Genomic DNA, 23,254 nt, shown 5'->3' with positions numbered 1-23,254 from the left:
CCCCCGGGAAGGGGACCAAGGGCGCTCCCTGCCGTACCTCCGGGGCGCACCCCCCATCGGCGCCACCCGCACGGCGTTTCCCACCTCACCTCACGATGGGCCTGCTCATGACCGACACCGTTCCCTCGGCCATACCGATGGCCGCCCAAGTCACCCGTCCCGACGGCCGCGTGGAGTTCGCCCCGGGCTCCCCGCCGCCGAGCGGCCCGTACGCCAACAAGGACCTGCTCCCGGTCCCCGTCGACAGGCGCACCTGGACCACGTACAACTTCTCCGCGCTGTGGGTGGGCATGGCCCACAACACGGCCTCCTGGACGCTTGCCTCCGGTCTGATCGCCGTGGGCATGGACTGGAAGCAGGCGGTGTTCACCATCGCCCTGGCCAATGTGATCGTGCTGGTCCCGATGCTGCTCACCGGACACGCGGGACCCAAGTACGGGATTCCCTTCCCGGTCTTCGCCCGGTCCTCCTTCGGTGTGCGCGGCGCCAATCTGCCCGCCGTCGTCAGGGCGTTGGTGGCCTGCGGCTGGTTCGGCATCCAGACCTGGATCGGCGGCGAGGCGATCTACTTCCTCGCCGGGAAGCTCATCGGCGACAGCTGGGCGAACGCGTCCACGGTCGGCGGCTACGCCTGGACGATGTGGCTGTCCTTCGCGATCTTCTGGGCGATCCAGGTCGCCATCATCCACCGGGGTATGGAGACCATCCGCCGTTTCGAGAACTGGGCGGCGCCCTTCGTCCTCGTCGGCGCGTTCGTGATGCTGTGGTGGATGAGCAGCAAGGCCGGTGGCCTCGGACCGCTCTTCGGCCAGCCCTCCAGGCTCGGTTGGGGCGGCTCCTTCTGGAAGCTGTTCTGGCCCTCCCTCATGGGCATGATCGGCTTCTGGTCCACGCTGTCGCTGAACATTCCGGACTTCACCCGGTACGGCAGGAGCCAGAGGGCCCAGACCTGGGGCCAGGCGCTGGGGCTGCCGACCACGATGACCCTGTTCGCGTTCCTGTCGGTGCTGGTCACCTCGGGCTCGCAGGCGGTCTACGGCAAACCGGTCTGGGACCCGGTCCAACTGGCCGCCAAGACGGACAGCGTGGTCGGACTGCTCTACGCGCTGGTGACGGTGCTGGTGGCGACCCTGTCCGTGAACATCGCGGCCAACCTGGTCTCGCCGGCGTTCGACTTTTCCAACATCGCGCCCCGGAAGATCGGTTTCCGCACCGGCGCCCTCATCACCTGTGTGCTCGGTGTGGTGATCTTCCCGTGGAAGCTCTACTCCGACCCGCAGGGCTATATCTTCACCTGGCTCGGTCTCGTCGGCGGTCTGCTCGGCACGGCGGCCGGCATCCTCATCGCCGACTACTGGATCCTGCGCCGCGCCCGCCTCGACCTCGCCGACCTCTACCGCTCGGGCGCGGGCCGGTACTGGTACGGGGGCGGCTGGAATTGGCGGGCCGTCCTCGCCTTCGTCATCGGCGGTGTGCTGGCGATCGGGGGCGCCGACTTCCACCCGCTGATCGACGGCCGTCCCATCCCGGCCCTCAAGTCCCTTGCGGACTACGGCTGGGCGGTGGGCCTCGGCACCTCCCTGGTGGTGTACCTGGCGCTGATGCTGCTGCGGCGCCGCGAGGAGACCGCGGCCTGAGGGCCCTGCCGCGCGCGGAGAACGGTCAGCTCTGCTTCCGGCCGTTCTCCAGCGCGGTCACCGCGTCCCGGGCGGCCTTGATGGCACCCTTGTTGATCTCGTCGGTGCCGGGCGCCTTCTTCGTCTCGAAGTCGCTGCCGTTGTAGGTGACGGACACCAGCGCGTTGGACGAGCGGATGAGCACCACACCCTCGCGGGTCTGCTGCTTGTCCTCCGTGGTCAGGTTCACCACCGAGTAGCCGGCGTCACCGAGACCGGGGACCGCGCCTCCGCCGCTCTTCTCCGTGGTGCGCTGCGTGTAGGTCTTCTGCGCCGTGGCCTCCGAGTCCATGATCTCGAAGGTCACGTCCAGCCAGCGGTAGTCGAAGCCCTTGAGCGCGTTCCAGGAGCAGGTGCGGCGGATGGAGGCGTCCGTGGACGGGATCTCCTTGCCGGCCGTCTTGGCGCCCGGCACGAGCGACGTGATCGTGTTCTCGGCCAGGGCGGCGCACGGCGCGGGCGCGCTGGCGTAGGCCTTGGCCGTCGCCTGCGGCGCCGCGGACGACGCGGACCCGGGAGAGTCGCTCGCCGTGTCCTGGGTGTTCTGGCCCGTCCCCTGCCCCTGCTTCTGGCCGGTGGCCGGGGCCGCGGCGAGCGGCCCGGACGACATGGCCCAGCCGGCCGAGGCGAGCACGGCGACCGGCAGCAGACGCGCGGTCAGAGCGAGCGGCAGAGGAAGCACGGCGCACTTCTCGTGGGGGACGGTGCGGAGGGAGCCCGCACTGCGAACGGGACGCCAGTCTCACATGACTCCCTGTGAGGCGAAAGTGCGAACTCGCTCCGTGGCCGGGCGGTCACAGGCCCGGCGCTGACGGTCCGTGAGTTTCGCTGCGCTCGCCACGGTGTGCCCGTTATGTCCGCGCAAGGCAAGGCGCTGTCCGGGCGAGGCGTGGCGCTGTCCGGGCGAGGCGTGGCGCTCTCCGTGTGAGGCGTGGCGCTCTCCGTGTGAGGCGAGGTGCTCTCCGGGCGGGGCTCTTTCCTTGCCGCGCTCGTGCCGTGCCAACGAGGGGCGGCGGGTCCCGGCCGCGGACGGGCCGGACCCGCCGCCCCGCGCACCGGATGTGCGTGGCGGCCTACCGGAGTATCAGTGCGAGCGCGTACGCCAGGAAGAAGCCGGCCACCAGCAGGGTCAGCAACATGATCGCGATCAGCGGCCCCTTGGCCCAGCCGCGTGTCCGGTCGTAGACCACGTTCGGGGCGGCACCCGAGGTGCTGCCCTCGCCCGGCGGAGTCTCACCCGGTGGAACCCCGCCCGGCTCGACGCGAGGGTTCCGCGCCGACTCGGGGTCCGGGCCGCCGTACTCCCTGTCCCGCATGTCGTCTCCCTCACTCGCGGTCGATGTGGTTCCTGCGGAGGTGAGTACCCCCGCACGCACCCCTTATGTGAACATTATCGAGCAAAAGGGACGGTTTCGCTGGGGGCATCCCGGGCGGTGGCCGAGTGCGTACGATCACGGCAGGCCCCGTGGTGAGGAGTCCGCCGTGTTCACGACCCGCCCCACCCTCCAGGGCACCTTCGGCATGGTGTCCTCCACTCACTGGCTGGCCTCGCAGTCGGCGATGGCCGTGCTGGAGGACGGCGGCACGGCGTTCGACGCGGCGGTCGCCGGCGCGTTCGTCCTGCATGTCGTGGAGCCGCATCTGAACGGGCCCGCCGGGGAGGTCCCGATTCTCCTCGCTCCGGCGGGCGGCGAGGTGCGGGTGCTGTGCGGGCAGGGCGTGGCACCGGCCGCAGCCACCATCGCCCACTACCGTGCCCTGGGCCTCCCCCTCGTCCCCGGCACGGGCCCGCTCGCCGCGGCAGTCCCGGGTGCGTTCGACGCCTGGATGCTGCTGTTGCGCGACCATGGCACGAAGTCCCTCGCCGACGTCCTCGCGTACGCCATCGGCTACGCCGAACACGGGCACGCGCCCGTGGAGCGCGTCGGCGAGACCGTCGAGAGCGTGCGGGAACTGTTCCGGAACGAGTGGACGTCGTCGGCGGAGGTCTATCTGCCCGGCGGGAGGGCGCCGCGGCCCGGGGCGCTGCTGCGCAATCCCGCGCTGGCCGCCACCTGGAAACGGCTGCTTGCCGAGGTGTCCGGGGCCGGGGACCGGGTGGCGCAGATCGAGGCCGCCCGTGAGGTGTGGCGGTCCGGATTCATCGCCGAGGCCCTGGTGCGGCAGGCGCTGCGGCCCACCATGGACGTGACCGGCGAGCGCCACACCGGCACCCTCACGGCCGACGACCTCGCCGCCTGGTCTGCGACCTACGAGGCGCCGGCGACCTACGACTGGAACGGCTGGACGGTGTGCAAGGCCGGCCCCTGGAGCCAGGGACCGGCCTTCCTCCAGCAGCTCGCCCTGCTCCCGCCCGAGCCGCCCCGCTACGGGAGCGCCGAGTACGTCCATCTGCTGATCGAGGGCTGCAAACTCGCCATGGCGGACCGCGAGGCCTGGTACGGCGACGCCGCCGAGGTGCCCCTGGACGAGCTGCTGTCCGATGCCTACAACGCCGGGCGGCGCGCCCTGATCGGCCAGAAGGCGTCGTACGAGCTGCGCCCCGGGGCCCCCGCCGGCCGCGTCCCAAGGCTGAGCCGGTACGCGCGCGTGGTGGCCGACGAGCCCGGCTTCGACCCGACGGGGGTCGGCGAGCCGACGGTCGCCAAGCGTCCCACCTCCCCGGTGCCCGGCGAGCCGGATGTCAGCGCCGACGGGGCGACCGGCGGCGACACCTGTCATCTCGATGTCGTCGACCGCTGGGGCAACATGGTCGCGGCCACCCCCAGCGGCGGCTGGCTCCAGTCGAACCCGGTGGTGCCCGAACTGGGCTTCCCGCTCGGCACCCGGCTCCAGATGACCTGGCTGGACGAGGGTCTGCCCAACTCCCTGACGCCCGGGCGTCGCCCCCGCACCACCCTCACCCCCTCGATCGCGCTGCGCGACGGCGTGCCCGTGCTGGCGTTCGGCACGCCCGGCGGCGACCAGCAGGACCAGTGGCAGCTGCACTTCTTCCTGGCGGCCGCCCTGCGCCCGCCGGTGCGCGGGGGCCTCGACCTCCAGGGCGCCATCGACGCCCCGAACTGGCACAACGACAGCTTTCCCGGCTCCTTCTATCCGCGCGGCATGCGGCCCGGCAGCGTCACCGTCGAGTCCCGTATGGACCCCGCGGTGGTCGAGGAGCTGCGCCTGCGCGGCCATGACGTCACGGTCGGCGACGCCTGGTCCGAAGGGCGGCTGTGCGCGGTCGCCCGCGATCCGGGGACCGGGGTGCTGTCGGCGGCGGCCAACCCGCGCGGGATGCAGGGATATGCGGTCGGGCGCTGACCCCCGGGTGACGGTGGGACGCTGGCCCCCGGGTGACGGTCGGGCGCTGAGCCCCGGGTGACGGTCGGCGCCCGGTCCGGCGGGGTCCGGTACCTGGTGTTCACGCTGATTCCACCGTATGTGCACTAAACCGGTGGGGATTGTCAGTGCCGCGTGCTCTCATGGACGCATGCTGATCGGAGACATCGAAACCATCGACGAGTTTCTCGCCCACCGCACGTCCGACGTGGAGGAGGCCGTCCGTACGGCGGCCGCCACCGAGGTCATGCCGCGTTTCCGCCGCCTCGCCGCGCACGAGATCGACGAGAAGAGCGGCCCCCACGACCTGGTCACGGACGCCGACCGCAAGGCCGAGGCGTATCTGACCGAGGTGCTGCCCAAGCTGCTGCCCGGCTCGGTCGTGGTCGGCGAGGAGGCGGTCCACGCCGACCCCGCGGTCTATGACGCGCTGCGCGGCGAGGCGCCCGTGTGGATCGTCGACCCCGTCGACGGCACCCGCCAGTTCGTGCACGGCGACCCCGGGTTCTGCACCCTGGTCGCGCTCGCCCAGTGCGGTGTCGTGCGCGCCTCCTGGACCTACGCCCCGGCCCAGGGCCGGCTCGCCACGGCGATACGGGGCGGGGGCGCGTTCCTCGACGGCAGGCCCCTGCACTCCGGCTCACCCGCGCCGGGCCGCGACCTGGAGGTGGCCACGTCCCACCCGCTCTACACGACGGACGAGCAGAAGCGCGCGCTTGTCGGACTCCAGACGCAGGGTGTCCGCCCGCGCTCATGCGGCTCGGCCGGCCTGGAGTACCTGGACATCGCCCAGGGCCTGCTGGACGCCACGGCGTTCTGCTGGGAAGCGGCCTGGGACCACGCCGCGGGCCTGCTGCTGGTCGAGGAGGCGGGCGGCGCCCACCGCACGGTGGCGGGCGAACCGTTCCGCATCACCGGGGGCAACACCCTGCCGTTCACCGCGGCCCGGGACGAGGCCACGGCCCGCAGGGTGGTGGAGCTGCTGACCGGCGGGGCCTGAGACCACCAGCGCCGGCGGCACCTGAGACCAACCGCGCCGATGGCGCGGGCGTCCTGCCCGAGAGCGATTCCCTTGCCGGACCGCCGGACCGCCGGACCGCCGGACCGCCGCACCGCCGGACCGCCGGACCGCCGGACCGCCGGAACTGCAGGACCGCCGGACGCGAGCACCGTCCCGGGCGCCCGAAACGGAACTTTGGCCTCCTTCGATGACCGGCCCCGCGCCGCCGCGGTGTCGGCCCCCCGGCATATCCTGAGGGCCAGTGGCCGTCGGCTGACAAAGGAGTCCGAAGGTGCCGTCGATGCTCGATGCGGTCGTGGTGGGGGCCGGGCCCAACGGACTGACGGCTGCCGTGGAGCTGGCCCGCCGTGGCTTCTCCGTGGCCGTCTTCGAGGCCCGCGACACCATCGGCGGCGGCGCCCGCACCGAGGAGCTGACGCTGCCCGGCTTCCGGCACGACCCGTGCTCCGCCGCACACCCCCTCGGCATCAACTCACCCGCCTTCAGAGCCCTGCCCCTGGAGCGGTACGGCCTCGAGTGGCTGCACGCGGACCTGCCGATGGCGCACCCCTTCCCCGACGGCACCGCCGCAGTGCTGTCCCGGTCCGTGGCCGAGACGGCCGCCTCGTTCGGGCCGCGTGACGCGGGGACGTACCGCAGGCTGGTCGTGCCCTTCCTCCGTCACTGGGACACGCTGGCCCGGGACTTCATGTCCCTGCCGCTCACCGCCCTCCCACGGGACCCCATCACGCTGGCCCGCTTCGGCCTCGTCGGCCTGCCCCCGTCCACCTGGCTGATGCGCCGCTTCCACGACGAGCGGGCCAAGAGCCTGTTCGCCGGGCTCGTCGCCCATGTGATCGCCCCGCTCGACGGCTTCGCCACCGGCGCGATCGGCCTGGTCTTCGCGCTGGCCGCGCACGCCCGCGGCTGGCCGGTGGCCCGCGGCGGCTCCCAGTCCATCTCTGACGCGCTCGCCGCATACCTCAAGGACCTAGGCGGCACCGTCCACACCGACTACGAGGTCAAGCGTCTCGACGACCTGCCCCCGGCGCGCGCCTACGTCTTCGACACGTCGCCCACGGCCCTGGCCCGGATCGCGGGCCTCGGGCGGTACTGCGACACATTCCGGTACGGCCCGGGCGTCTTCAAGATCGACTACGCGCTGGACGGCCCCGTGCCGTGGACCGCGAAGGAACCGCGCGTCGCCGGCACCGTACAGATCGGGGCCGACAGCCGGGAGATCGGCACCGCCCTGCGCGCGGCGTCCCGGGAGGGCCGGGCACCCGACCCCCCGTTCCTCATCACCGTGCAGCCCAGCGTCGCGGACCCCACCCGGGCACCGGAGGGCAAGCAGGTCTTCTGGGCGTACGGCCATGTACCCAACGGCTGGCGGGGAGACCTCACCGACGCGATGGAACGTCAACTGGAGCGTTATGCGCCGGGCTTCCGCGACCGCGTCCTCGCCCGCGCCACCGCGGGCCCGCCCGAACTGGCCGCCCGCAACGCCAACTACGTCGGCGGCGACATCGCCTGCGGCGCGACGTCCGGACTCCAGCTCCTGCTGCGCCCCAAGCTGTCCCTGTTCCCGTACAGCACCCCGCACCCGGCCGTCTTCATCTGCTCGTCGGCCACTCCGCCCGGACCCGGTGTACACGGCATGTCCGGCCACAACGCGGCGAAGGCCGTCTGGCGAAGGCTGAGACAGAGATGACCACCATCACGCTGGTCCAGGGGGACATCACCCGGCAGAGCGCCGACGCGATCGTCAACGCGGCCAACTCCTCCCTGCTCGGCGGCGGAGGCGTGGACGGCGCGATCCACCGCCGCGGCGGCCCCGCGATCCTCGCGGAGTGCCGCGACCTCCGCGCCTCCCACTACGGCAAGGGCCTGCCCACCGGCCAGGCGGTCGCCACCACGGCGGGGGAGCTGGAGGCGAGCTGGGTGATCCATACGGTCGGCCCGGTCTGGTCCGCCACCGAGGACCGCGCACACCTGCTGGCGTCCTGCTACCGGGAGGCGCTGCGGGTCGCCGACGAACTCGGCGCCCGCACCGTCGCGTTCCCCGCCGTCTCCACCGGCGTCTACCGCTGGCCGATGGAGGACGCCGCCCGTATCGCGGTGGAGACGGTACGGGCGGCGGAGACGGCGGTCGAGGAGGTCAGGTTCGTGCTGTTCGACGAGGCGGCCTACGAGGTGTTCGCCCGGCGGATCCGGTGACGACGGTCGTGGCCGGCACCCGTCTCGTCCGAGTCCCCTGTCCAGTCGCGCCGAATGTGCCGGGTCCGAGCGGGAGACGCCGGCACATTCGGCCCTTCCGCCGGGGCTGATCCTGCGCGACCCGGACCGCGGCTGTCGGTCTTGCCGGTCCGGCCACGTGGATCCTCCGCCTGCTCTGAGTGAGTCAGCTCGAGCCGGTGAGCTGCCGGAAGGACCGCTGGTGGCCCACCTCGTCGCCACCGGCCTCGCGGAAGAAGTCCGCTGCGGTCGTGTCGCCTGCTTTCTGGGCCTCGTCTGCGTACCGCGTGTACATGTTGATCGCTTCCTGTTCCGAGGCGATCGACGTCTTCAGGTTGGTGGCTTCGGAATTGACGTAACCGGCGGCGTTGGACAGTCCGGCCCAGTTCTGGTAGCGCTCTTGCGCCGCCAGGGCGGAGAACAGCGCGGCCAGCCTCGCCTGCCCGGTGTTCACCGCGGTCTGGGCATGGGACTGGTACTCCGCCCAGTTCCGTGCGGCTGTGGACAGCGCGGAGTTCGAGTCACCGGTCAGAACGTTGTAGAAACTCCCGGTGTGCAGGGGGGCGTTGCTGACCTGGACGGGGACCGTGCGGACGGAGGGAGGATCAGGGATCTTGCCCCCGCTCCGCAGGGCTGTGAGCGCCTGGGTGAGCAGGTGGGCAGCGGCGGTCTCCCGCGCGGCGGCGGCGCGCAGTTCGGCGGCCGCAGCGGAGTTCTCGGGGGCCTGCGTCGCCCAGCGGGCGTACGCTTTCGCGGCGTGCCCGGCCTGCTCAATCGCGGTCCGAACGTTGGCGGCGTTGTCGGTAGCGCTGTACAGCCCCGCCTGCGTCACTTCATGCATCCAGTGGTCCTGGTGCTCGACTTGACCCACCGTCTGCCAGACATCGGCCAGGTCCCGGCGGCCGCTCCGCAGCGCACCGTCGGCGTAGCCGGCGTACTGGAGGAAGGCCGCCGACTCGGTCTCGGCGGCGTGGATCATGAATTGCCGGCTGTCTGAGGGCGCGGCCGGTGTGGGGGAGGAGGCGGCCGGCGTCGCCGGGGCGGCGGCCCCGATCACAGCGAGGACCGCTATGGCGGGAACAACGTGACGGATGTGCATTGCAAGATCCTCTCGATCCGAGTCCTGACGATCCGAGTCCTGACGAGCCGAGTCCTGAGACGCCCCTGCCCGATCCGTCCGCAGGGTGTGAGAGACGAATGACGCAGGGCCACGGGGTCGACACGCCGGCCTGCACAAAAGGGACTCTATGGCAGATAGTGACAATCCGCCTATTGGCGCATTACTCTGCGTTATCGCTACTTCGGTCTCCGCCGGGCTGCTGGCATGGCGCCGAAGCGGCCGCGGCGTGGCGCCGAAGCGGCCGCGGCGGAGGGTGAGGACTTCGTCCCGACCGGCGAAGCGGGGGTCGCGCATATCCGCCCCGCCCGTGGCGGTCCTTGACGGACTTTTCCTGGGGGCGGTTCCCCTGGCCGGCAATCGCGGGAATGGCAGGTCGGCCCATCTTCATGTCGGATTTCCGCCAGCCCGGCCCCCGCGGATGGACGATGCTGGAGAACATGCGGAACGGGATGCACACCGACAGAGAGCGCTGCGTGCGCGCCGTCCGGTCCAAGGACGCGCGCTTCGACGGCTGGTTCTTCACCGCTGTCCTGACCACACGGATCTACTGCCGTCCGAGCTGCCCGGTCGTGCCGCCCAAGCCGGAGAACATGACGTTCTACCCGAGCGCGGCCGCCTGCCAGCAGGCCGGATTCCGGGCGTGCAAGCGCTGCCGCCCCGACACGAGCCCGGGCTCGCCCGCCTGGAACGAGCGCGCCGACCTGGTCGCCCGCGCCATGCGGCTGATCGCCGACGGCGTCGTCGACCGGGAGGGGGTCCCCGGACTTGCCCGCCGCCTCGGCTACAGCACCCGCCAGATCGAGCGCCAGCTCCTCGCCGAACTGGGCGCGGGCCCCCTCGCGCTCGCCCGGGCCCAGCGCGCCCAGACCGCCCGGCTGCTCATCGAGACGACCGCCCTGCCGATGGCGGAGATCGCGTTCGCGGCCGGCTTCTCCTCCATTCGCACCTTCAACGACACCGTCCGCGAGGTCTTCGCTCTCTCCCCGAGCGAGCTGCGCGGCCGTCTCCCCAGGAACGCGGTGATCGCCCCCGGTGTCCTGAGCCTGCGCCTGCCCTTCCGGGCACCACTCAACCCCGACAACCTCTTCGGCCACCTCGCCGCGACCGCCGTCCCCGGCGTGGAGGAGTGGCGCGACGGCGCCTACCGCCGCACGCTCCGGCTGCCGTACGGGCACGGAATCGTGGCGCTGACCCCCCGGCCCGACCACATCGCATGCCGCCTCACCCTCAGCGATCTGCGTGACCTGCCCGTCGCCATCAGCCGCTGCCGCCGGATGCTCGACCTGGACGCCGACCCGGTCGCGATCGACGCCCTGCTGCGCACGGATCCCCTGCTCGCGCCGCTGGTCGACAAGGCGCCCGGCCGCCGGGTGCCGCGCACCGTCGACGAGGCCGAATTCGCCGTACGGGCCGTGCTGGGCCAGCAGGTCTCGACGGCCGCGGCCCGCACCCACGCCGCCCGCCTGGTCACCGCGCACGGCGAACCGGTCGAGGACCCCGAGGGCGGCCTCACCCATCTCTTCCCGGCGCCCGAGGCGCTGGCCGCGCTCGATCCCGGGTCGCTCGCGATGCCGCGCACCCGCCGCACCACGTTCACCACGCTCGTGCGCCAACTGGCCGAAGGGGTGCTCCACTTGGGCGTCGAGAGCGACTGGGAGGAGAGCCGATCCCGGCTGCTCTCACTGCCCGGCTTCGGCCCCTGGACGGTCGATGTGATCGCCATGCGAGCCCTCGGCGACCCCGATGCCTTCCTGCCGACCGATCTCGGCATCCGGCGTGCCGCACAGGAGCTGGGCCTGCCGTCCACCCCGGCGGCGCTCACGGCCCGCGCGGCGGCCTGGCGGCCGTGGCGGGCGTACGCGGTCCAGTATCTGTGGGCGACCGACAGCCACCCGATCAACTTCCTCCCGGTGTAAGGACGTTCCATGAAGCAGCACACCCTTGTCGACAGTCCCTACGGCCTGCTCACCCTCGTCGCCGACGACGGCGTTCTGTGCGGCCTGTACATGGTCGACCAACGCCACCGCCCACCGGAGGAGACCTTCGGCGACCGGGACGAGGCGCCCTTCGCCGCGGCGGCCGACCAGCTGGCGGCCTACTTCGCCGGGGAGCTGAAGGAGTTCACCCTCGAACTGCGCCTGGACGGAACTCCGTTCCAGCGCAGCGTCTGGGAGCAACTGCGCCGCATCCCCTACGGCGAGACCCGCTCCTACGGTGAACTGGCCGATGCCCTCGGCAAGTCGGGCGCCTCACGCGCGGTGGGACTCGCCAACGGCAGGAACCCCATCGGCATCATCGTGCCCTGTCATCGCGTCGTCGGCGCGAATGGCAGCCTGACGGGCTACGGCGGCGGCCTCGACCGCAAGAAGCGCCTGCTGGACTTCGAAAGCGGCACGGCCCTCTTCTAGCCCCAAGGCCGTGAAGCCGCATCGACAGGACCAGCTACAAAGCCACTACCAGCATTGAAATCCTCGCGGTCGCCAGCCCTTGACGACACAACCAAGCCGCAAACTTCACGGCCTTGCTTCTAACCCTGGCGCTTGCGCCACCACCGCCGGTGTCTACGCGGCCAGCGTGCCGAGCAGCCTCGGCAGTGCCGTGCCGATGGGTTCGCGGATGATCTCGTCGGCGCGGTGGTCGTACGGGGTCGGGTCGGCGTTGACGATGACGAGTCGGGCCCCGTGATCGGCGGCCAGGCCCGCGAGGGCGGCGGCGGGCTGCACCTGGAGGCTGGTGCCGACGGCGATGAAGACCTGGCAGGCCTTGGAGATGGCGACCGCCTCGCCCAGGACGGCCGGGTCCAGGCGCTCACCGAACATCACGGTCGCCGACTTCAGGATGCCGCCGCACTCCAGGCACGGTGGATCCTCCTCGCCGGCCTCGACCCGGGCGAGGGCCTTCTCCATCGGGCCGCGGGCGTGGCACTTGGTGCAGACGACGCTGCGGGCGGTGCCGTGCAGTTCCAGCACCTTGCGGGCGGGCATGCCGGCGAGCTGGTGCAGCCCGTCCACGTTCTGTGTGATCACCCGCACGGGCACCCCGGACCGCTCCAGCTCGGCCACGGCCCGGTGCGCGGCGTTCGGCTCGGCCTTCAGCGTCCGGTTGCCGCGCCGCATCTGCCAGGAGCGCCGCCGGATCTCCGGATCGCCCATGTAGTACTCGTACGTGACGAGCTTCTCGGCCTCGGGATCCCGCCGCCACAGCCCGTTCGGACCGCGATAATCAGGGATGCCCGAGTCGGTGGAGATCCCCGCGCCACTGAGGATGGCGACAAGTGGCCTGTTCATGGGCTGAGAGTAGAACGCTCGCCTACTCGGGGCGAGCGTATATCGGGGCGTGCCCCTCGCGCGTCGGCTGCGCTGAATGGCTGCGGTCCATGTCCCGCGCACAGTGGCTGGCGGGTACGAGGGCCAGGTTTTCCGCGGAGCGCCAGAAGTTCTGGGTGGCGTTGCCGTTGGCCCAGCCTGCGTCGGCCGTGATGTCGCCGTTGATGGTGGTGTCGTCGGGGGAGAGACCGAGGCCGGCGATGGAGGTGCAGAAACCGATCTGGGCGTTGAGGCCGCTGTAGGTGCCCGGTTTGAACAGCAGGGCGTATCGGCCGGTGCCGAACTGGACCGATTCCTGCTGCTGGATGATTTGATCCGGTTTCGCCTGGATGTTGGGCGTGGAAGGGTCGAAGACGAGGACGTTGGGGCCGAGGTCGCCCCGCCAGGCAGGGCGGGCCGCCGGACGGTGGATGGGGAGGCGGAAGCCGGCGTCGCCAGGCTCGTCAGGCAAGGAGCCGACACCGCGGCTGCGGCGGCTGCACCGAGCAGGGTGCGGCGCGTGACTCTGGGCCCGGAGGATGCAGGGGCATGGGGGCGACTCTCCTGGTTCAAGAGGTGAACGTATACGGGTGGGGGAGCGCTCTCTCACCGGGGGATGCTTCATCCCAGTGAACCCAGAGTCAAGGCCTGCGGCAGTAATCCGAGGAATTTCAGGTGTCGCCGGTGTGTCCGCGTTTTAGAGTTGATCGCTCAACTCCCCTTGTGATCCGAGCCGTTGCCGTGAGGGCGGTAGGCGTAAGGGATTCCCCTCCGGTGCGCACGTCGCTTGACGCTCAGGCGTAACCGCGTTGACACTCCAGGATGGGAGAGCGCTCTCCCTGCTCCATGACCGCACGACCTCCCCTTCCCCTCTCTTCAGGAGGTCTCCATGCCGCGGAGATCGAAGATTCTGTCAGGCGCGCTGATCGCAGGTGCGCTGCTGCTGACCTCTGTCGACCTGGGTGGCGCCGCCGCAAGCGCCGGAGCGTCCACGTCCGAGAACGAAGCCGTCGTCTCGTCCGCGGCCGTCCACGAAGGTCACACCATGGCGGTGTCGACTGTGTCATCGCCAGAGGACCCGCACGGTGACGGTTACATTCCGGCGAACCCGCCGGTCACCGGGGTGACCCCGTCCACGCAGGATCCGCCGCACCGCTACTTCCACGAGTTCCAGGCCAACTGCTCGGTGTCGCACACCGCCACGGACGACCCGATCGTCTACCCGCGGCAGCCAGGCAAGTCCCACGACCACACGTTCATGGGCAACACGTCGACGAACGCAGACAGCACCACAGCCTCCTTGGACGCGGGAGCCACCACGTGTAAGGCGCCCGGGGACAAATCGGGTTACTGGATGCCCACCCTGTTCAACGGCGACCAGAAGGTGCTTCCCGTCGGCCCCCAGACGATCTACTACAAGGCCGGCGTGACCGACTACACCAGCGTGCGGTCCTTCCCCAAGGGGCTGAGGTTCGTCGTGGGCAGCCCGATGCAGAGTGCCGACGAGTTCCGCCACCACCCCGGCTTCGTAGAGGGCTGGGAGTGCGGCGACAGCTACTTCAACGTCAACTTCCCCACCGACTGCCCAAACCGGGCCGACGTCCAGCTCAACATCCGCTTCCAGGCCCCCAGCTGCTGGGACGGCAAGTACCTCGACACCCCCGACCACAGGAGTCACATGGCCTACCCCGTGGTCAAACCCGGCACCAACGACAACGTCTGCCCCGCCGACCACCCAGTGGCCGTGCCCATGATCGAGTTCAAGATGGCCTTCCCTGTCAACGGGGACCTCTCCCGATTGAGACTGGCCAGCGGGCCTAGCTACTCCTTCCACTACGACTTCTTCAACGCCTGGGACGACGCCACGCTCAAGGCACTGGTGGACCACTGCATCGTCGGCGGCCTGCAGTGCGACGCACGCGGCTACGACCAGACACACCCCGAGGCGGGCGCGGCGCTCGACGCCAACTACCAGCTGCCCTGAACGGGCCGCACCCCTCTCTCCCCGTATCCGGGCGGTTCGGTCTCTCGCCTGCCCCGCTGCGGCCGGACCGCCCACCTCCCTACCCCACACCAGAAGAGGACACCATGTCCCGATCCCGCACCCGCATCCGCACGCGCCGGCTCCTGGCTCCCCTGACCTCCGGCGTCCTGACCGTCGGCGCTCTTGCCGCCCTCCCCGCGCCCGCGGCCCACGCCGCCGGAAGCGTCGTGAAGGTGACCGGCACCCAGGGCAACTGGCAGCTGACCGTGGACGGACAGCCCTACCAGATCAAGGGCCTGACGTGGGGCCCGGCCGTCTCCGACGCGGACAAGTACATGCCCGACCTGCGGTCCATGGGCGTCAACACCATCCGCACCTGGGGCACTGACGCCTCCAGCAAGCCGCTGTTCGACTCCGCCACGGCCCACGGCATCAAGGTCATCGCCGGATTCTGGCTCCAGCCCGGCGGCGGCCCCGGCGCCGGCGGATGCGTCAACTACATTGCCGACACGACGTACAAGAACCAGGTGCTCGACGAGTTCCCCAAGTGGGTACAGGCCTACAAGGACAACCCGGGCGTTCTCATGTGGGACGTTGGCAACGAGTCCGTACTCGGCCTGCAGAATTGCTACAGCGGCGACGAGCTGGAAAGACAACGCAACGCCTACACCACCCTCGTCGACGACATCACCAAGAGGATCCACAGCATCGACCCGAACCACCCGGTGACCTCCACCGACGCATGGGTCGGCGCCTGGCCGTACTTCAAGAAGAACGCGCCCGACCTCGACCTGTACGCCGTCAACTCCTACAACGCCGTCTGCGACGTCAGGTCCGCCTGGCAGCAGGGCGGGTACACCAAGCCGTACATCGTCACCGAGACCGGCCCTGCGGGAGAGTGGGAGGTGCCCCACGACGCCAACGGCGTACCCCAGGAGCCCACGGACCAGGCCAAGGCCGACGCCTACACCCGCGCGTGGGGCTGCATCACCGGGCACAAGGGCGTGGCACTGGGTGCGACGATGTTCCACTACGGCACCGAGTACGACTTCGGCGGCATCTGGTTCAACCTGCTGCCGGCCGGTCAGAAGCGGCTCTCCTACTACGCGGTCAAGCGCGCCTACGGAGGGGACACCTCGCACGACAACACCTCGCCCGTCATCTCCGACCTGAGCGTCGAGGGCGGCGCCGGCAACGTGCAGGCCGGCCGCGACCTGATCCTGGACGTGCAGGCCACCGACCCCGACGGCGACCCCATCAGCTACGAGGTCCTCGACAACAGCAACTACATCGACGGAAGCAAGCAACTCGCATCCCTGCCCTCCACCAACCTGGGCGGCGGCCGGCTGAAGATCACAGCGCCCGACCGGCCCGGCGTGTGGAAGGTCTACGTCAAGGCGACCGAGGGCCACGGCAACGTCGGCGTGGAGACCCGCTCGATCAAGGTGGTGCCGCCCGCGGTCAACGGCACGAACATTGCGCTCGGCAAGCCCGCCACGGCCTCGTCCTTCCAAGGCGGCTACGGCGACTGCCCGTGCACCGCGGCGAACGCGGTGGACGGCAACCTCAGCACCCGCTGGGCCAGCGACTGGAGCGACCCGCAGTGGCTCCAGGTCGACCTGGGCGCGCGCACCTCATTCAAGCACGTACAACTGGTGTGGGAATCTTCCTACGCCAAGGCCTACACCATCCAGACCTCCGACGACGGCCAGAACTGGAAGACCGTGCAGACGGTGACCGACGGCAACGGCGGCGTCGACGACTTCGACGTCAGCGCAACGGGCCGCTACGTCCGCGTCAACGGCACAGCGCGCGGCACCGGTTACGGCTACTCGCTGTACGAGTTCGGCGTCTACAACTGAAGACACGGCGCGATCCTGGGGTGGGAATGCACTACGAGGGGGCGGGGATGCACGGCGCAGAGCAGTTCGATCGGCTGATCGGCAAGCTCACGCTTCAGGCGACGGCCAGACTGCTCACCGGGGCCGACACCTGGCGCACGGCGGGGGAGCGGGCCATCGACCTGCGGCCGTGGGTATGTCGGACGGACCGGCCGGCGTGCGCGGGCCGTCGTGGGACGAGCGGAGCACCGCTGTTCTGCTGCCCTCGGCCACCGCGCTCGCCGCCACCTGGGACGACCCGCTGGTCGAGCGACTCGGCTCCCTTCTCGCCCTGGAGGCACGGCGCAAGGGCGTGCACGTGGTCCTCGCGGCCAACCTCAACCTGCACCGCAGCCCGCTCGGCGGCCGGCACTTCGAGTGCTTCCCGGAGGATCCCGAGCTGACCGGCAGGATCGGAGCGGTGCTGGTGCGGGGCATCCAGGCGCACGGTGTGGAGGCCACGGCCAAGCACTACGTGGCCAACGACTCCAAGACCGACCGGCTGACCGTGAACGTGCGGGTGGGCGCGCGGGCGCTGCGCGAGGTGTACCTCGCGCCGTTCGAAGCGGCCGTGGCGGCCGACGTCCGGTTCGTCATGGCCGGCTACAACGCGGTCGACGGCGCGACCATGACCGCCAACCCCCTGCTGTCCGATCCGCTGCGGAGCGAGTTTGGGTTCGACGGCGTCGTCGCCTCTGACTGGGGAGCGGCACGGACCACCCTGGACACCGCGCGCGCCGGGCTGGACCCGGTGATGCCCGGACCGGACGGGCCGTGGGAGCAGGCGCTGGTGCGCGCCGTGGAGGAGGGACACCTCGCGCAGCACGTCGTAGACGACAAGGTGCGGCGTCTGCCGAGGCAGGCCGACTGGCTCGGCGTGCTGGGCCGGCCCCTCCCCGAGCAGCCCCCTGCCCTGCCCTCGGGCGCGGTACGGGCACTGGTATGCCGGGCGGCCGCCGCCGGCACGGTCCTGCTCGCCAACCGCGCGCGGCCCGGGAGACGGAGAGCGCTCTATGCGGTGTCGCTGGCCCGCCACTAGGGTGCCGTCATGAGCAAACAGGCCCCGACCCTGGAAGACGTCGCCCGGGAGGCAGGCGTGTCCCGGGCGACCGTCTCCCGCGTCGTCAACGGCATTCGCAACGTGGACCCGGCGATCCAGCAACTGGTGCGCCAGGCCATCGAACGGACCCGCTACGCACCCAACCGGGCCGCCCGCGCTCTGGTGACCCGGCGCGCCGAGACCATCGCGCTCGTGGTCTGCGGAGCAGGCGACCCCCCACAGGACACCCACGAAGCCTTCGCCGCCAGGGCCTTCGCCGATCCCTTCTTCGGACGGGTGGTCTCGGGAGTCATCGGATTCCTGCGCCCGCGCTCCATGCATCCGGTGCTGATGTTCGCCGAGTCGGCCGAGGACCGGCACGAGGTGCTGACCTACCTGCGGCAGGGCCGGGCCGACGGCGCGCTCGTCGTCTCCACCCACGCCGACGACCCGCTGCCCGCGCTGCTGGCCGAAGCGAACCTGCCGGCCGTGCTGTTTGCCAGGCCGGCACGCCCCACGCCTCTGAGCTATGTGGACCTGGACCATCGCGACGGCGGACGGCTCGCTGCGGAGCATCTCCTGGCGCGCGGCTGCCGCAGACCGGCCAGCGTGGCCGGCCCGCTGGCCGTGACCGCGAGCCAGGAGCGACTTGCCGGGTTCCGCGACACCATGGCCCGCAACGGCCATCCGTACCTGCCCGTCGCCGAAGGCGGCTTCACCCTCGACAGCGGCGTCGCGGCCATGGGGCAGCTGCTCGACGAACACCCGGACGTAGACGGCGTGTTCGCGGCCAACGACCTCATGGCCCAAGGTGCCTGCCAGATACTCCGCGAGCGGGGCAGGCGAGTGCCCGACGACGTCGCGGTTATCGGTTTCGACGACTCCGCCATCGCCCTGTCCTGCCGCCCCCCACTGACCACGATCCGCCAGCCGGTCGAACAGATGGCCGCCGAGATGGTCCGCATCCTCGACGAACACATCACAGGGGAGCGCCTCGAACCAACCTGCGTCGTCTTCGATCCCGAATTGATCGTGCGCGAGACCGCATAACGGACCTCTACATCGCCGGCCGTCCGCTGTGGCCGGCTGGCAGGTGCTGCCTTTGCCGCAGGGGAGCTTCCCGGGCCAGCCGTCCGTCCAGGCCCGGACGCCACGGCGGCTGCGGGGCCGGTTCCGCCGGCGCGGGCGGTCGGCGGCCGCCAACCGCGAAGAAGTCGGCGAGCGGCAGGGTGGCGGCGCCGAAGGGCTTATTGTCGCGCCTGGTGAGTCTGGTGGGACTCGCCGAGCAGGCCGACAAGCTCATCGAGTGGGGCAATACGGCGGCTGAAGGCGCCTTCGGCCTGCTCAAGGGACACCAGGAAGGCAAACAGGCCCGGCAGCAGCAAGACCATGAGGTGCGGATGGGCTCGCTCAACGGATACCTTCGTGAGCGGCAGCACTCACGCACCGTGGAACTGGTCAGGCTGGCGTCCTCGAAGGCCGTCAAGACCGCCGCCATCAGAACTGGGCTAGATGTGGCGAGGACGAGTGTCAATGCTCTTGCCGCCGATATCGTCAACCAGCGCGAGTACGAGACGAATCGTAAGCTCGCCTCGGCTTCGCGGCAGGCGGCCGTGGACCTGGAATGGCACCGGGCGCTGGTGCAGGTGGCACTTCACGACGCGCTGCGGACGCGAGAACTGGAACTGGTCAACAGCCCGTTCTCTCACACCCCCGAGGCCGTCCGGGAACACGTGGTCGAGGCTACCTGTGCTGGTCGCCCACCAAGGTGGCGCCGGCGGAGCTGGTCCGCGTGGCCGTGTCCGCTGGAGCGTGGAGGAATGCTCCCAGGCCGCCAAGGGCCAGGCCGGCCTCGACCACTACCAGCTCTGGATCTCATGGCACCGGCACATCACGCTCGCCCTGGCCTTCCTGACCGCTGTCGCCGCCAGCGCAGCCCCCGACCGACCTACCGATCCGCACCACCCCACCCGCAGCAGCGACCCGATCACACTGACCGTCCCAGAGATCCGCCACCAAGTCCCGGTCGCCGTCAACTCACCGGTCGCGTCCACGACCAGGCTGCTGCACTGGTCGATCTGGCGCAGACACCACCAGGCAACAGCCCGGCGCAGCCACTACCGACGACGATCTGCCGATGAACTCACCTGACTGAGCACCCCTGTTGGCCGCTAGAGCACCTTCCGGCATCTCCCTTGATCGTGGTCGAGACCGCGCCGGTAGAGTCGGCTGGACGGCAGAACCTGGGGGAACTGATGACGTCAGCGGATGCAGTGGGCATCGTCTTCGTTCACGGGACGCGCTTCAGCGCGGGACAGTGGAGCGTGCAGCTTGCTGCACTCCGGGACGAATTCCCGGTAGCCGCCGTCGACCTGCCCGGCCATGGGAAGCGCTCGGCTCAACCCTGGAGTCTGAACAGCGCGACCGAGATCATCGCTTCCGCGGTGGACTCGCTCGACCGTGGGCCGGCTCTGGTCGTCGGGCACTCGCTCGGCGGATACGCCTCGCTGGAGTTCGCGCGACGTCATCCAGAAAGACTGCGCGGGCTGATCCTCGCGGGAGCCAGCGCATCCACCCGCGGCCTCTGGGCAGCGCCATACCGATGGGTCGCCAAGCTGGTCCCTCGTATTCCGGCAGATCGGCTGGCCCAGTGGAACGACTGGCTGCTGCGGCGGCTCTATCTGCCGGAAGTGGTGGAGGCGACCATCCATTCCGGCTACGCCTTCCATACCCTGCCCGCAGCCTGGGACGAGGTACTGGGACGCTTCGACGCGGGCGCGATGCGTTTTGTGGAGGCTCCGGTACTGATCCTCAACGGTGAAAAGGACACCGTCTTCCGGGCCGGCGAGGCGGACTTCGCCCGCGCACATCCCCACGCTCGGGTCGAGCTGATCCCGAGAGCAAGACATCTCGCGAACTTCGACGACCCAGACGCCTTCACTGATGCCGTCCGCCGCTTCGCCCGCCAGCTCCCTGCCGCCAGCTGATCGCGCCAGCTCCGAGACCGCCTGTCTTCCCCGGATACTCCGCTAATTGCTGTGCTCGGCCACAACGCGCTGGGGGATTAGGAAACCGCACTGGAGTACTAGATCGGACAGTGCCAGGCGTCATGCGCCGGTGCCATGGGGCCTTAGCGAGGATGGCGCAAGGCCGAGCTGTGGCAGGACTCGGGCGTGCACTGCGAGGTTTGCGCTCGCGCGATGGTCCGATGGCCTGATGGTCCGGACGGAGCCCCGGAATACCAGTCATGTCCGTGGTGCTACGCCGTCACCAGCTTCGACGATGCGGCGTTCAAGGTGTGTCGACCGGGCTACATGCCGCCTGACCTTCGATGGGAGACCGCCTCAACCGAGATGATGCCGGACCCGGCCCGCCACGCTTACGGCTACCAGCGGCGGACGCTATGCGGCATCGAGAAGCCGGACATGTCCGGCTCCCCGTTCGGCATGTGGGGTGGGCTCCCTGAGGATTGCCCTGACTGTGTGACCACCGCACAGATCATCGACGCCCGGTGGCTCATAGATCGGCCCGATCACACATATCGCAACAGCATCCGAGTGGACGGTAGTGAGACCTTCTGACGAACGGGGGATTCCTCGGCGGTGATCACTTGCCTCGGGTGATCTCGATCGGTGGCAGGGCAAGTGAGGCCAACGCCGACGGGCCGGTTGCCTGGACGGAGCGGGACCGCAGGCGCTCGACTGATGGCGGCCTAGTGATTCTCAGTCCTCGTCCCGATAGATAGGCGTGAGCCGGTTCCAGACCGGACCACCAGGGGCTTGGTCATGTCATCGAGGGTAGGGCGGGTGGTCGCGCCGCGGCCAACGGGTATTCGAACGCGTTCGGGGCCGGAAAGGGCGGCCGAAGAGGGCCCCGAGCCCGGTCAGCCGACGCGGTGGCCGTTCTCCAGTTCCGCCGTGCCCGAGCCCTCGGCGAGGACGTCGAGGCCGGTCAGGACGCGGCGGCCCAGGGCTCCGGGCAGATGGCCGGTGATCTCCTCGCGCGGGACGAGGCGCCAGGAGAGCAGCTCCTCCTCCTGGAGGCGGATCGCCTTCAGGTCGTCCTCGCCGAGGACCCCGCCGTCGTAGAGGTACGCCACCAGCGGCGGCCGTCCCGTCCCGTGTACCCAGTCCACGGCGAGCAGCCGGCCCGGCTCCACGTCGAGGCCGATCTCCTCCAGCGTCTCGCGGCGAGCGCCCTGGCGCGGGGTCTCGCCGTCGTCCGACTCGATCGTGCCGCCCGGAAGCGCCCAGCCCTCGCGGTAGTTGGGCTCGACGAGCAGGACCCGCCCCGCGGCGTCGCGGAACAGAACGGCGGCCCCGGCGAGAACGCGGGGCAGGCCCGCGATGTACGTGGCGAAGTCTGGAGTGGTCATTCAGGAAGAGTAACCAGCCGCAGGTGCTTTTCCCGCGGCCGCCGGAGAGCGGGCAGCGCTACGGCTCACTCAGTGGGACCCGCCCTGCGCGAGCCGTAGCGTCCGGTCCGCGAGTTCGCTGATACGCACGCCGTCGAAGCCGAAGACGGCGCTGCGGACGGTGTCCTCCAAGGGGTTCTTCCACTGCTCCGGGATCGCCCGCGCTCCGGTGAGGACGCCCGCGAACGACCCCGCCGTGGCGCCGTTGGAGTCGGTGTCCAGGCCGCCGCGGACGGTCAGCGCGATGGTCCGGGTGAAGTCTCCGTCTCCGTAGAGGATTCCGGCGGTGAGGACCGCCGCGTTGGGGACGGTGTGGATCCAGCCGAGCCCGGCCGTCTCCGCGACCGCCGTGTCGAGCGTCTCCTCCCAACTCAGCCGGGTCTCGTGCAGGGAGATCACCCGGCGCACGGAGCGGGCGAGGCGGCTGCTCGCGGGGATCAGCGCCAGCGCCGTGTCCAGGGCGTGCCGGACCGTGGGCGCGGTGAACGCCGCCGAGATGAGTCCGGCCGCGAACATCGCGCCGTAGACCCCGTTGCCGCTGTGTGACAGGACCGCGTCCCGGCGAGCCAGCTCGGCGGCCCGGCGTGGGGCGCCCGGGCTGGTCCAGCCGTGGATGTCGGCGCGGATCAGCGCGCCGATCCACTCCTGGTAGGGGTTGTCGTACGTGGCCGTGAGCGGGGGCTTGAGACCGTTCGCGAGATTGCGGTACGCGGCCCGCTCGGCGGTGAACGTCTGGAGATACGGCAACCGCAGCAGCCACAGGTCGCCCACCTGCTCGGTGCTGAAGCCGAAGCCGTGCGTCTCCAGCAGGTCGAGGCCGAGGATCGCGTAGTCGACGTCGTCGTCACGGCAACTGCCGTGGACACGGCCGCGTACGCACTGGCGCCACTCGGGGCGCAGCTCCAGACGGTCGGTCTCGGTGGCGGGCTCGGGGAGGTAGTCGGTGAGCGGCAGGGCGGAGGCCTGCCGCAGATACTGGTCGATGCGCTCGCGTGTCCACAGGTCGCCCCGCTCGACCGGCTTGCCGAGCATGTTGCCCGAGATCCGGCCCAGCCAGCCCCCGAGGATCCGGTCGGCGAGTTCGCTGCCCGCGTGGGTCATGGCTTCGGTGTACCCGTTTGTGCGGGTGGCTGTGCCGTGTACCGGGAGTCGGACGGGCGTGGCGGTGGTGGTGTGCTCCGGCTAGTGATCTGGTCTTGAGTTCACGTTTCGCCACGTGAGGCGTCGTTCGTTTCAGATTGCAGTCTGGGCGGTGACAGCGGCCAGTCGGCTGCGGT

19 protein-coding genes and 2 pseudogenes are annotated in these 23,254 nt (G+C 70.5%); 13 read left to right on the top strand and 8 right to left on the bottom strand.

Annotated features, from left to right (window positions below; translation table 11 throughout):
* Positions 1–107: 107 nt before the first annotated feature.
* On the top strand, positions 108–1,637 hold the full coding sequence (locus ACIP94_RS11765) for an NCS1 family nucleobase:cation symporter-1 (RefSeq protein ID WP_402423147.1): 1,530 nt from the start codon (positions 108–110) through the stop codon (positions 1,635–1,637).
* Between the two features lie 25 nt (positions 1,638–1,662).
* Here the strand turns inward: ACIP94_RS11765 and ACIP94_RS11760 are convergent, their stop codons facing one another.
* Entirely contained in the window at positions 1,663–2,358 is a 696-nt protein-coding gene (locus ACIP94_RS11760; protein WP_402423145.1) for a hypothetical protein, read from the bottom strand.
* 391 nt (positions 2,359–2,749) lie between these two features.
* On the bottom strand, positions 2,750–2,992 hold the full coding sequence (locus tag ACIP94_RS11755; RefSeq protein WP_402423142.1) for a DUF6480 family protein: 243 nt from the start codon (positions 2,990–2,992) through the stop codon (positions 2,750–2,752).
* A 166-nt stretch (positions 2,993–3,158) separates the two neighbouring features.
* On the opposite strand from ACIP94_RS11755, the gene ACIP94_RS11750 reads away from it, so the two are divergent.
* The 4 genes from ACIP94_RS11750 (at position 3,159) to ACIP94_RS11735 (ending at position 8,217) form a co-directional block, all read left to right on the top strand.
* Complete coding sequence (locus tag ACIP94_RS11750) at positions 3,159–4,982, top strand: gamma-glutamyltransferase family protein (RefSeq protein ID WP_402423139.1); 1,824 nt, start codon at positions 3,159–3,161, stop codon at positions 4,980–4,982.
* A gap of 172 nt (positions 4,983–5,154) precedes the next feature.
* The gene (locus tag ACIP94_RS11745) at positions 5,155–6,000 is read left to right on the top strand and encodes an inositol monophosphatase family protein (protein ID WP_402424220.1); all 846 of its coding nucleotides are present in this window, start codon (positions 5,155–5,157) and stop codon (positions 5,998–6,000) included.
* 301 nt (positions 6,001–6,301) lie between these two features.
* The gene (locus ACIP94_RS11740; protein ID WP_402423137.1) at positions 6,302–7,711 is read left to right on the top strand and encodes a phytoene desaturase family protein; all 1,410 of its coding nucleotides are present in this window, start codon (positions 6,302–6,304) and stop codon (positions 7,709–7,711) included.
* Positions 7,708–8,217, top strand: coding sequence for an O-acetyl-ADP-ribose deacetylase (locus tag ACIP94_RS11735; protein ID WP_402423134.1), 510 nt, complete (start codon positions 7,708–7,710; stop codon positions 8,215–8,217). Before ACIP94_RS11740 ends, ACIP94_RS11735 begins: the two co-directional genes overlap by 4 nt.
* A 184-nt stretch (positions 8,218–8,401) precedes the next feature.
* On the opposite strand, the gene ACIP94_RS11730 is transcribed toward ACIP94_RS11735, so the two are convergent.
* Entirely contained in the window at positions 8,402–9,334 is a 933-nt protein-coding gene (locus tag ACIP94_RS11730) for a ferritin family protein (RefSeq protein ID WP_402423132.1), read from the bottom strand.
* A 458-nt stretch (positions 9,335–9,792) separates the two neighbouring features.
* Here ACIP94_RS11730 and ACIP94_RS11725 point away from each other — a divergent pair, with 458 nt between their 5' ends.
* Positions 9,793–11,271, top strand: coding sequence for an AlkA N-terminal domain-containing protein (locus tag ACIP94_RS11725; protein WP_402424218.1), 1,479 nt, complete (start codon positions 9,793–9,795; stop codon positions 11,269–11,271).
* A 9-nt stretch (positions 11,272–11,280) separates the two neighbouring features.
* Complete coding sequence (locus ACIP94_RS11720) at positions 11,281–11,763, top strand: methylated-DNA--[protein]-cysteine S-methyltransferase (RefSeq protein WP_402423129.1); 483 nt, start codon at positions 11,281–11,283, stop codon at positions 11,761–11,763.
* Positions 11,764–11,916: 153 nt separating this feature from the next.
* Here ACIP94_RS11720 and ACIP94_RS11715 read toward each other — a convergent pair whose 3' ends face one another.
* Together ACIP94_RS11715 and ACIP94_RS11710 are read right to left on the bottom strand one after the other, a co-directional pair.
* Entirely contained in the window at positions 11,917–12,642 is a 726-nt protein-coding gene (locus ACIP94_RS11715) for an SIR2 family NAD-dependent protein deacylase (protein WP_402423126.1), read from the bottom strand.
* A 106-nt stretch (positions 12,643–12,748) separates the two neighbouring features.
* Positions 12,749–13,233: pseudogene (locus ACIP94_RS11710) on the bottom strand (coagulation factor 5/8 type domain-containing protein); the annotation flags it as partial.
* A gap of 316 nt (positions 13,234–13,549) precedes the next feature.
* Between ACIP94_RS11710 and ACIP94_RS11705 the strand changes: the two are divergent.
* From ACIP94_RS11705 to ACIP94_RS11690, 4 genes and pseudogenes are all read left to right on the top strand, one after another.
* Positions 13,550–14,644: a DUF1996 domain-containing protein gene (locus ACIP94_RS11705; protein WP_402423123.1), complete on the top strand. Its 1,095-nt coding sequence runs from the start codon at positions 13,550–13,552 to the stop codon at positions 14,642–14,644.
* 104 nt (positions 14,645–14,748) lie between these two features.
* Complete coding sequence (locus tag ACIP94_RS11700) at positions 14,749–16,506, top strand: discoidin domain-containing protein (RefSeq protein WP_402423120.1); 1,758 nt, start codon at positions 14,749–14,751, stop codon at positions 16,504–16,506.
* Positions 16,507–16,553: 47 nt separating this feature from the next.
* Positions 16,554–17,509, top strand: a pseudogene (locus ACIP94_RS11695) (glycoside hydrolase family 3 protein); the annotation flags it as partial.
* Positions 17,510–17,572: 63 nt separating this feature from the next.
* The gene (locus ACIP94_RS11690) at positions 17,573–18,613 is read left to right on the top strand and encodes a LacI family DNA-binding transcriptional regulator (RefSeq protein ID WP_402423117.1); all 1,041 of its coding nucleotides are present in this window, start codon (positions 17,573–17,575) and stop codon (positions 18,611–18,613) included.
* 197 nt (positions 18,614–18,810) lie between these two features.
* Here the strand turns inward: ACIP94_RS11690 and ACIP94_RS11685 are convergent, their stop codons facing one another.
* On the bottom strand, positions 18,811–19,002 hold the full coding sequence (locus ACIP94_RS11685; RefSeq protein WP_402423114.1) for a hypothetical protein: 192 nt from the start codon (positions 19,000–19,002) through the stop codon (positions 18,811–18,813).
* 373 nt (positions 19,003–19,375) lie between these two features.
* Here ACIP94_RS11685 and ACIP94_RS11680 point away from each other — a divergent pair, with 373 nt between their 5' ends.
* Positions 19,376–19,714 carry a hypothetical protein gene (locus ACIP94_RS11680; protein WP_402423112.1) on the top strand — a complete coding sequence of 113 codons (339 nt, stop codon included), beginning with the start codon at positions 19,376–19,378 and terminating at the stop codon, positions 19,712–19,714.
* 104 nt (positions 19,715–19,818) lie between these two features.
* Positions 19,819–20,550, top strand: coding sequence for an alpha/beta fold hydrolase (locus tag ACIP94_RS11675; protein WP_402424216.1), 732 nt, complete (start codon positions 19,819–19,821; stop codon positions 20,548–20,550).
* Between the two features lie 896 nt (positions 20,551–21,446).
* Here the strand turns inward: ACIP94_RS11675 and ACIP94_RS11670 are convergent.
* A complete protein-coding gene (locus ACIP94_RS11670) occupies positions 21,447–21,938 on the bottom strand; it encodes an NUDIX domain-containing protein (protein WP_402423109.1) in 492 nt (163 codons plus the stop codon).
* A 69-nt stretch (positions 21,939–22,007) separates the two neighbouring features.
* Positions 22,008–23,078 carry an ADP-ribosylglycohydrolase family protein gene (locus tag ACIP94_RS11665; protein ID WP_402423105.1) on the bottom strand — a complete coding sequence of 357 codons (1,071 nt, stop codon included), beginning with the start codon at positions 23,076–23,078 and terminating at the stop codon, positions 22,008–22,010.
* Positions 23,079–23,254 lie beyond the last annotated feature (176 nt).

Origin of the sequence: Streptomyces sp. NPDC093261, from assembly GCF_044753645.1 — a bacterium.
GTDB lineage: Bacteria > Actinomycetota > Actinomycetes > Streptomycetales > Streptomycetaceae > Streptomyces.
This window is presented reverse-complemented; position numbering and strand designations above follow the sequence as displayed.

Coding starts and splice junctions, on each gene's coding strand:
- ACIP94_RS11765 (WP_402423147.1), top strand. CDS start 108: ATGACCGACACCGTTCCCTCGGCCATACCGATGGCCGCCCAAGTCACC.
- ACIP94_RS11755 (WP_402423142.1), bottom strand. CDS start 2,992: ATGCGGGACAGGGAGTACGGCGGCCCGGACCCCGAGTCGGCGCGGAAC.
- ACIP94_RS11740 (WP_402423137.1), top strand. CDS start 6,302: ATGCTCGATGCGGTCGTGGTGGGGGCCGGGCCCAACGGACTGACGGCT.
- ACIP94_RS11735 (WP_402423134.1), top strand. CDS start 7,708: ATGACCACCATCACGCTGGTCCAGGGGGACATCACCCGGCAGAGCGCC.
- ACIP94_RS11730 (WP_402423132.1), bottom strand. CDS start 9,334: ATGCACATCCGTCACGTTGTTCCCGCCATAGCGGTCCTCGCTGTGATC.
- ACIP94_RS11725 (WP_402424218.1), top strand. CDS start 9,793: ATGCGGAACGGGATGCACACCGACAGAGAGCGCTGCGTGCGCGCCGTC.
- ACIP94_RS11720 (WP_402423129.1), top strand. CDS start 11,281: ATGAAGCAGCACACCCTTGTCGACAGTCCCTACGGCCTGCTCACCCTC.
- ACIP94_RS11715 (WP_402423126.1), bottom strand. CDS start 12,642: ATGAACAGGCCACTTGTCGCCATCCTCAGTGGCGCGGGGATCTCCACC.
- ACIP94_RS11705 (WP_402423123.1), top strand. CDS start 13,550: ATGCCGCGGAGATCGAAGATTCTGTCAGGCGCGCTGATCGCAGGTGCG.
- ACIP94_RS11700 (WP_402423120.1), top strand. CDS start 14,749: ATGTCCCGATCCCGCACCCGCATCCGCACGCGCCGGCTCCTGGCTCCC.
- ACIP94_RS11690 (WP_402423117.1), top strand. CDS start 17,573: ATGAGCAAACAGGCCCCGACCCTGGAAGACGTCGCCCGGGAGGCAGGC.
- ACIP94_RS11675 (WP_402424216.1), top strand. CDS start 19,819: ATGACGTCAGCGGATGCAGTGGGCATCGTCTTCGTTCACGGGACGCGC.
- ACIP94_RS11670 (WP_402423109.1), bottom strand. CDS start 21,938: ATGACCACTCCAGACTTCGCCACGTACATCGCGGGCCTGCCCCGCGTT.
- ACIP94_RS11665 (WP_402423105.1), bottom strand. CDS start 23,078: ATGACCCACGCGGGCAGCGAACTCGCCGACCGGATCCTCGGGGGCTGG.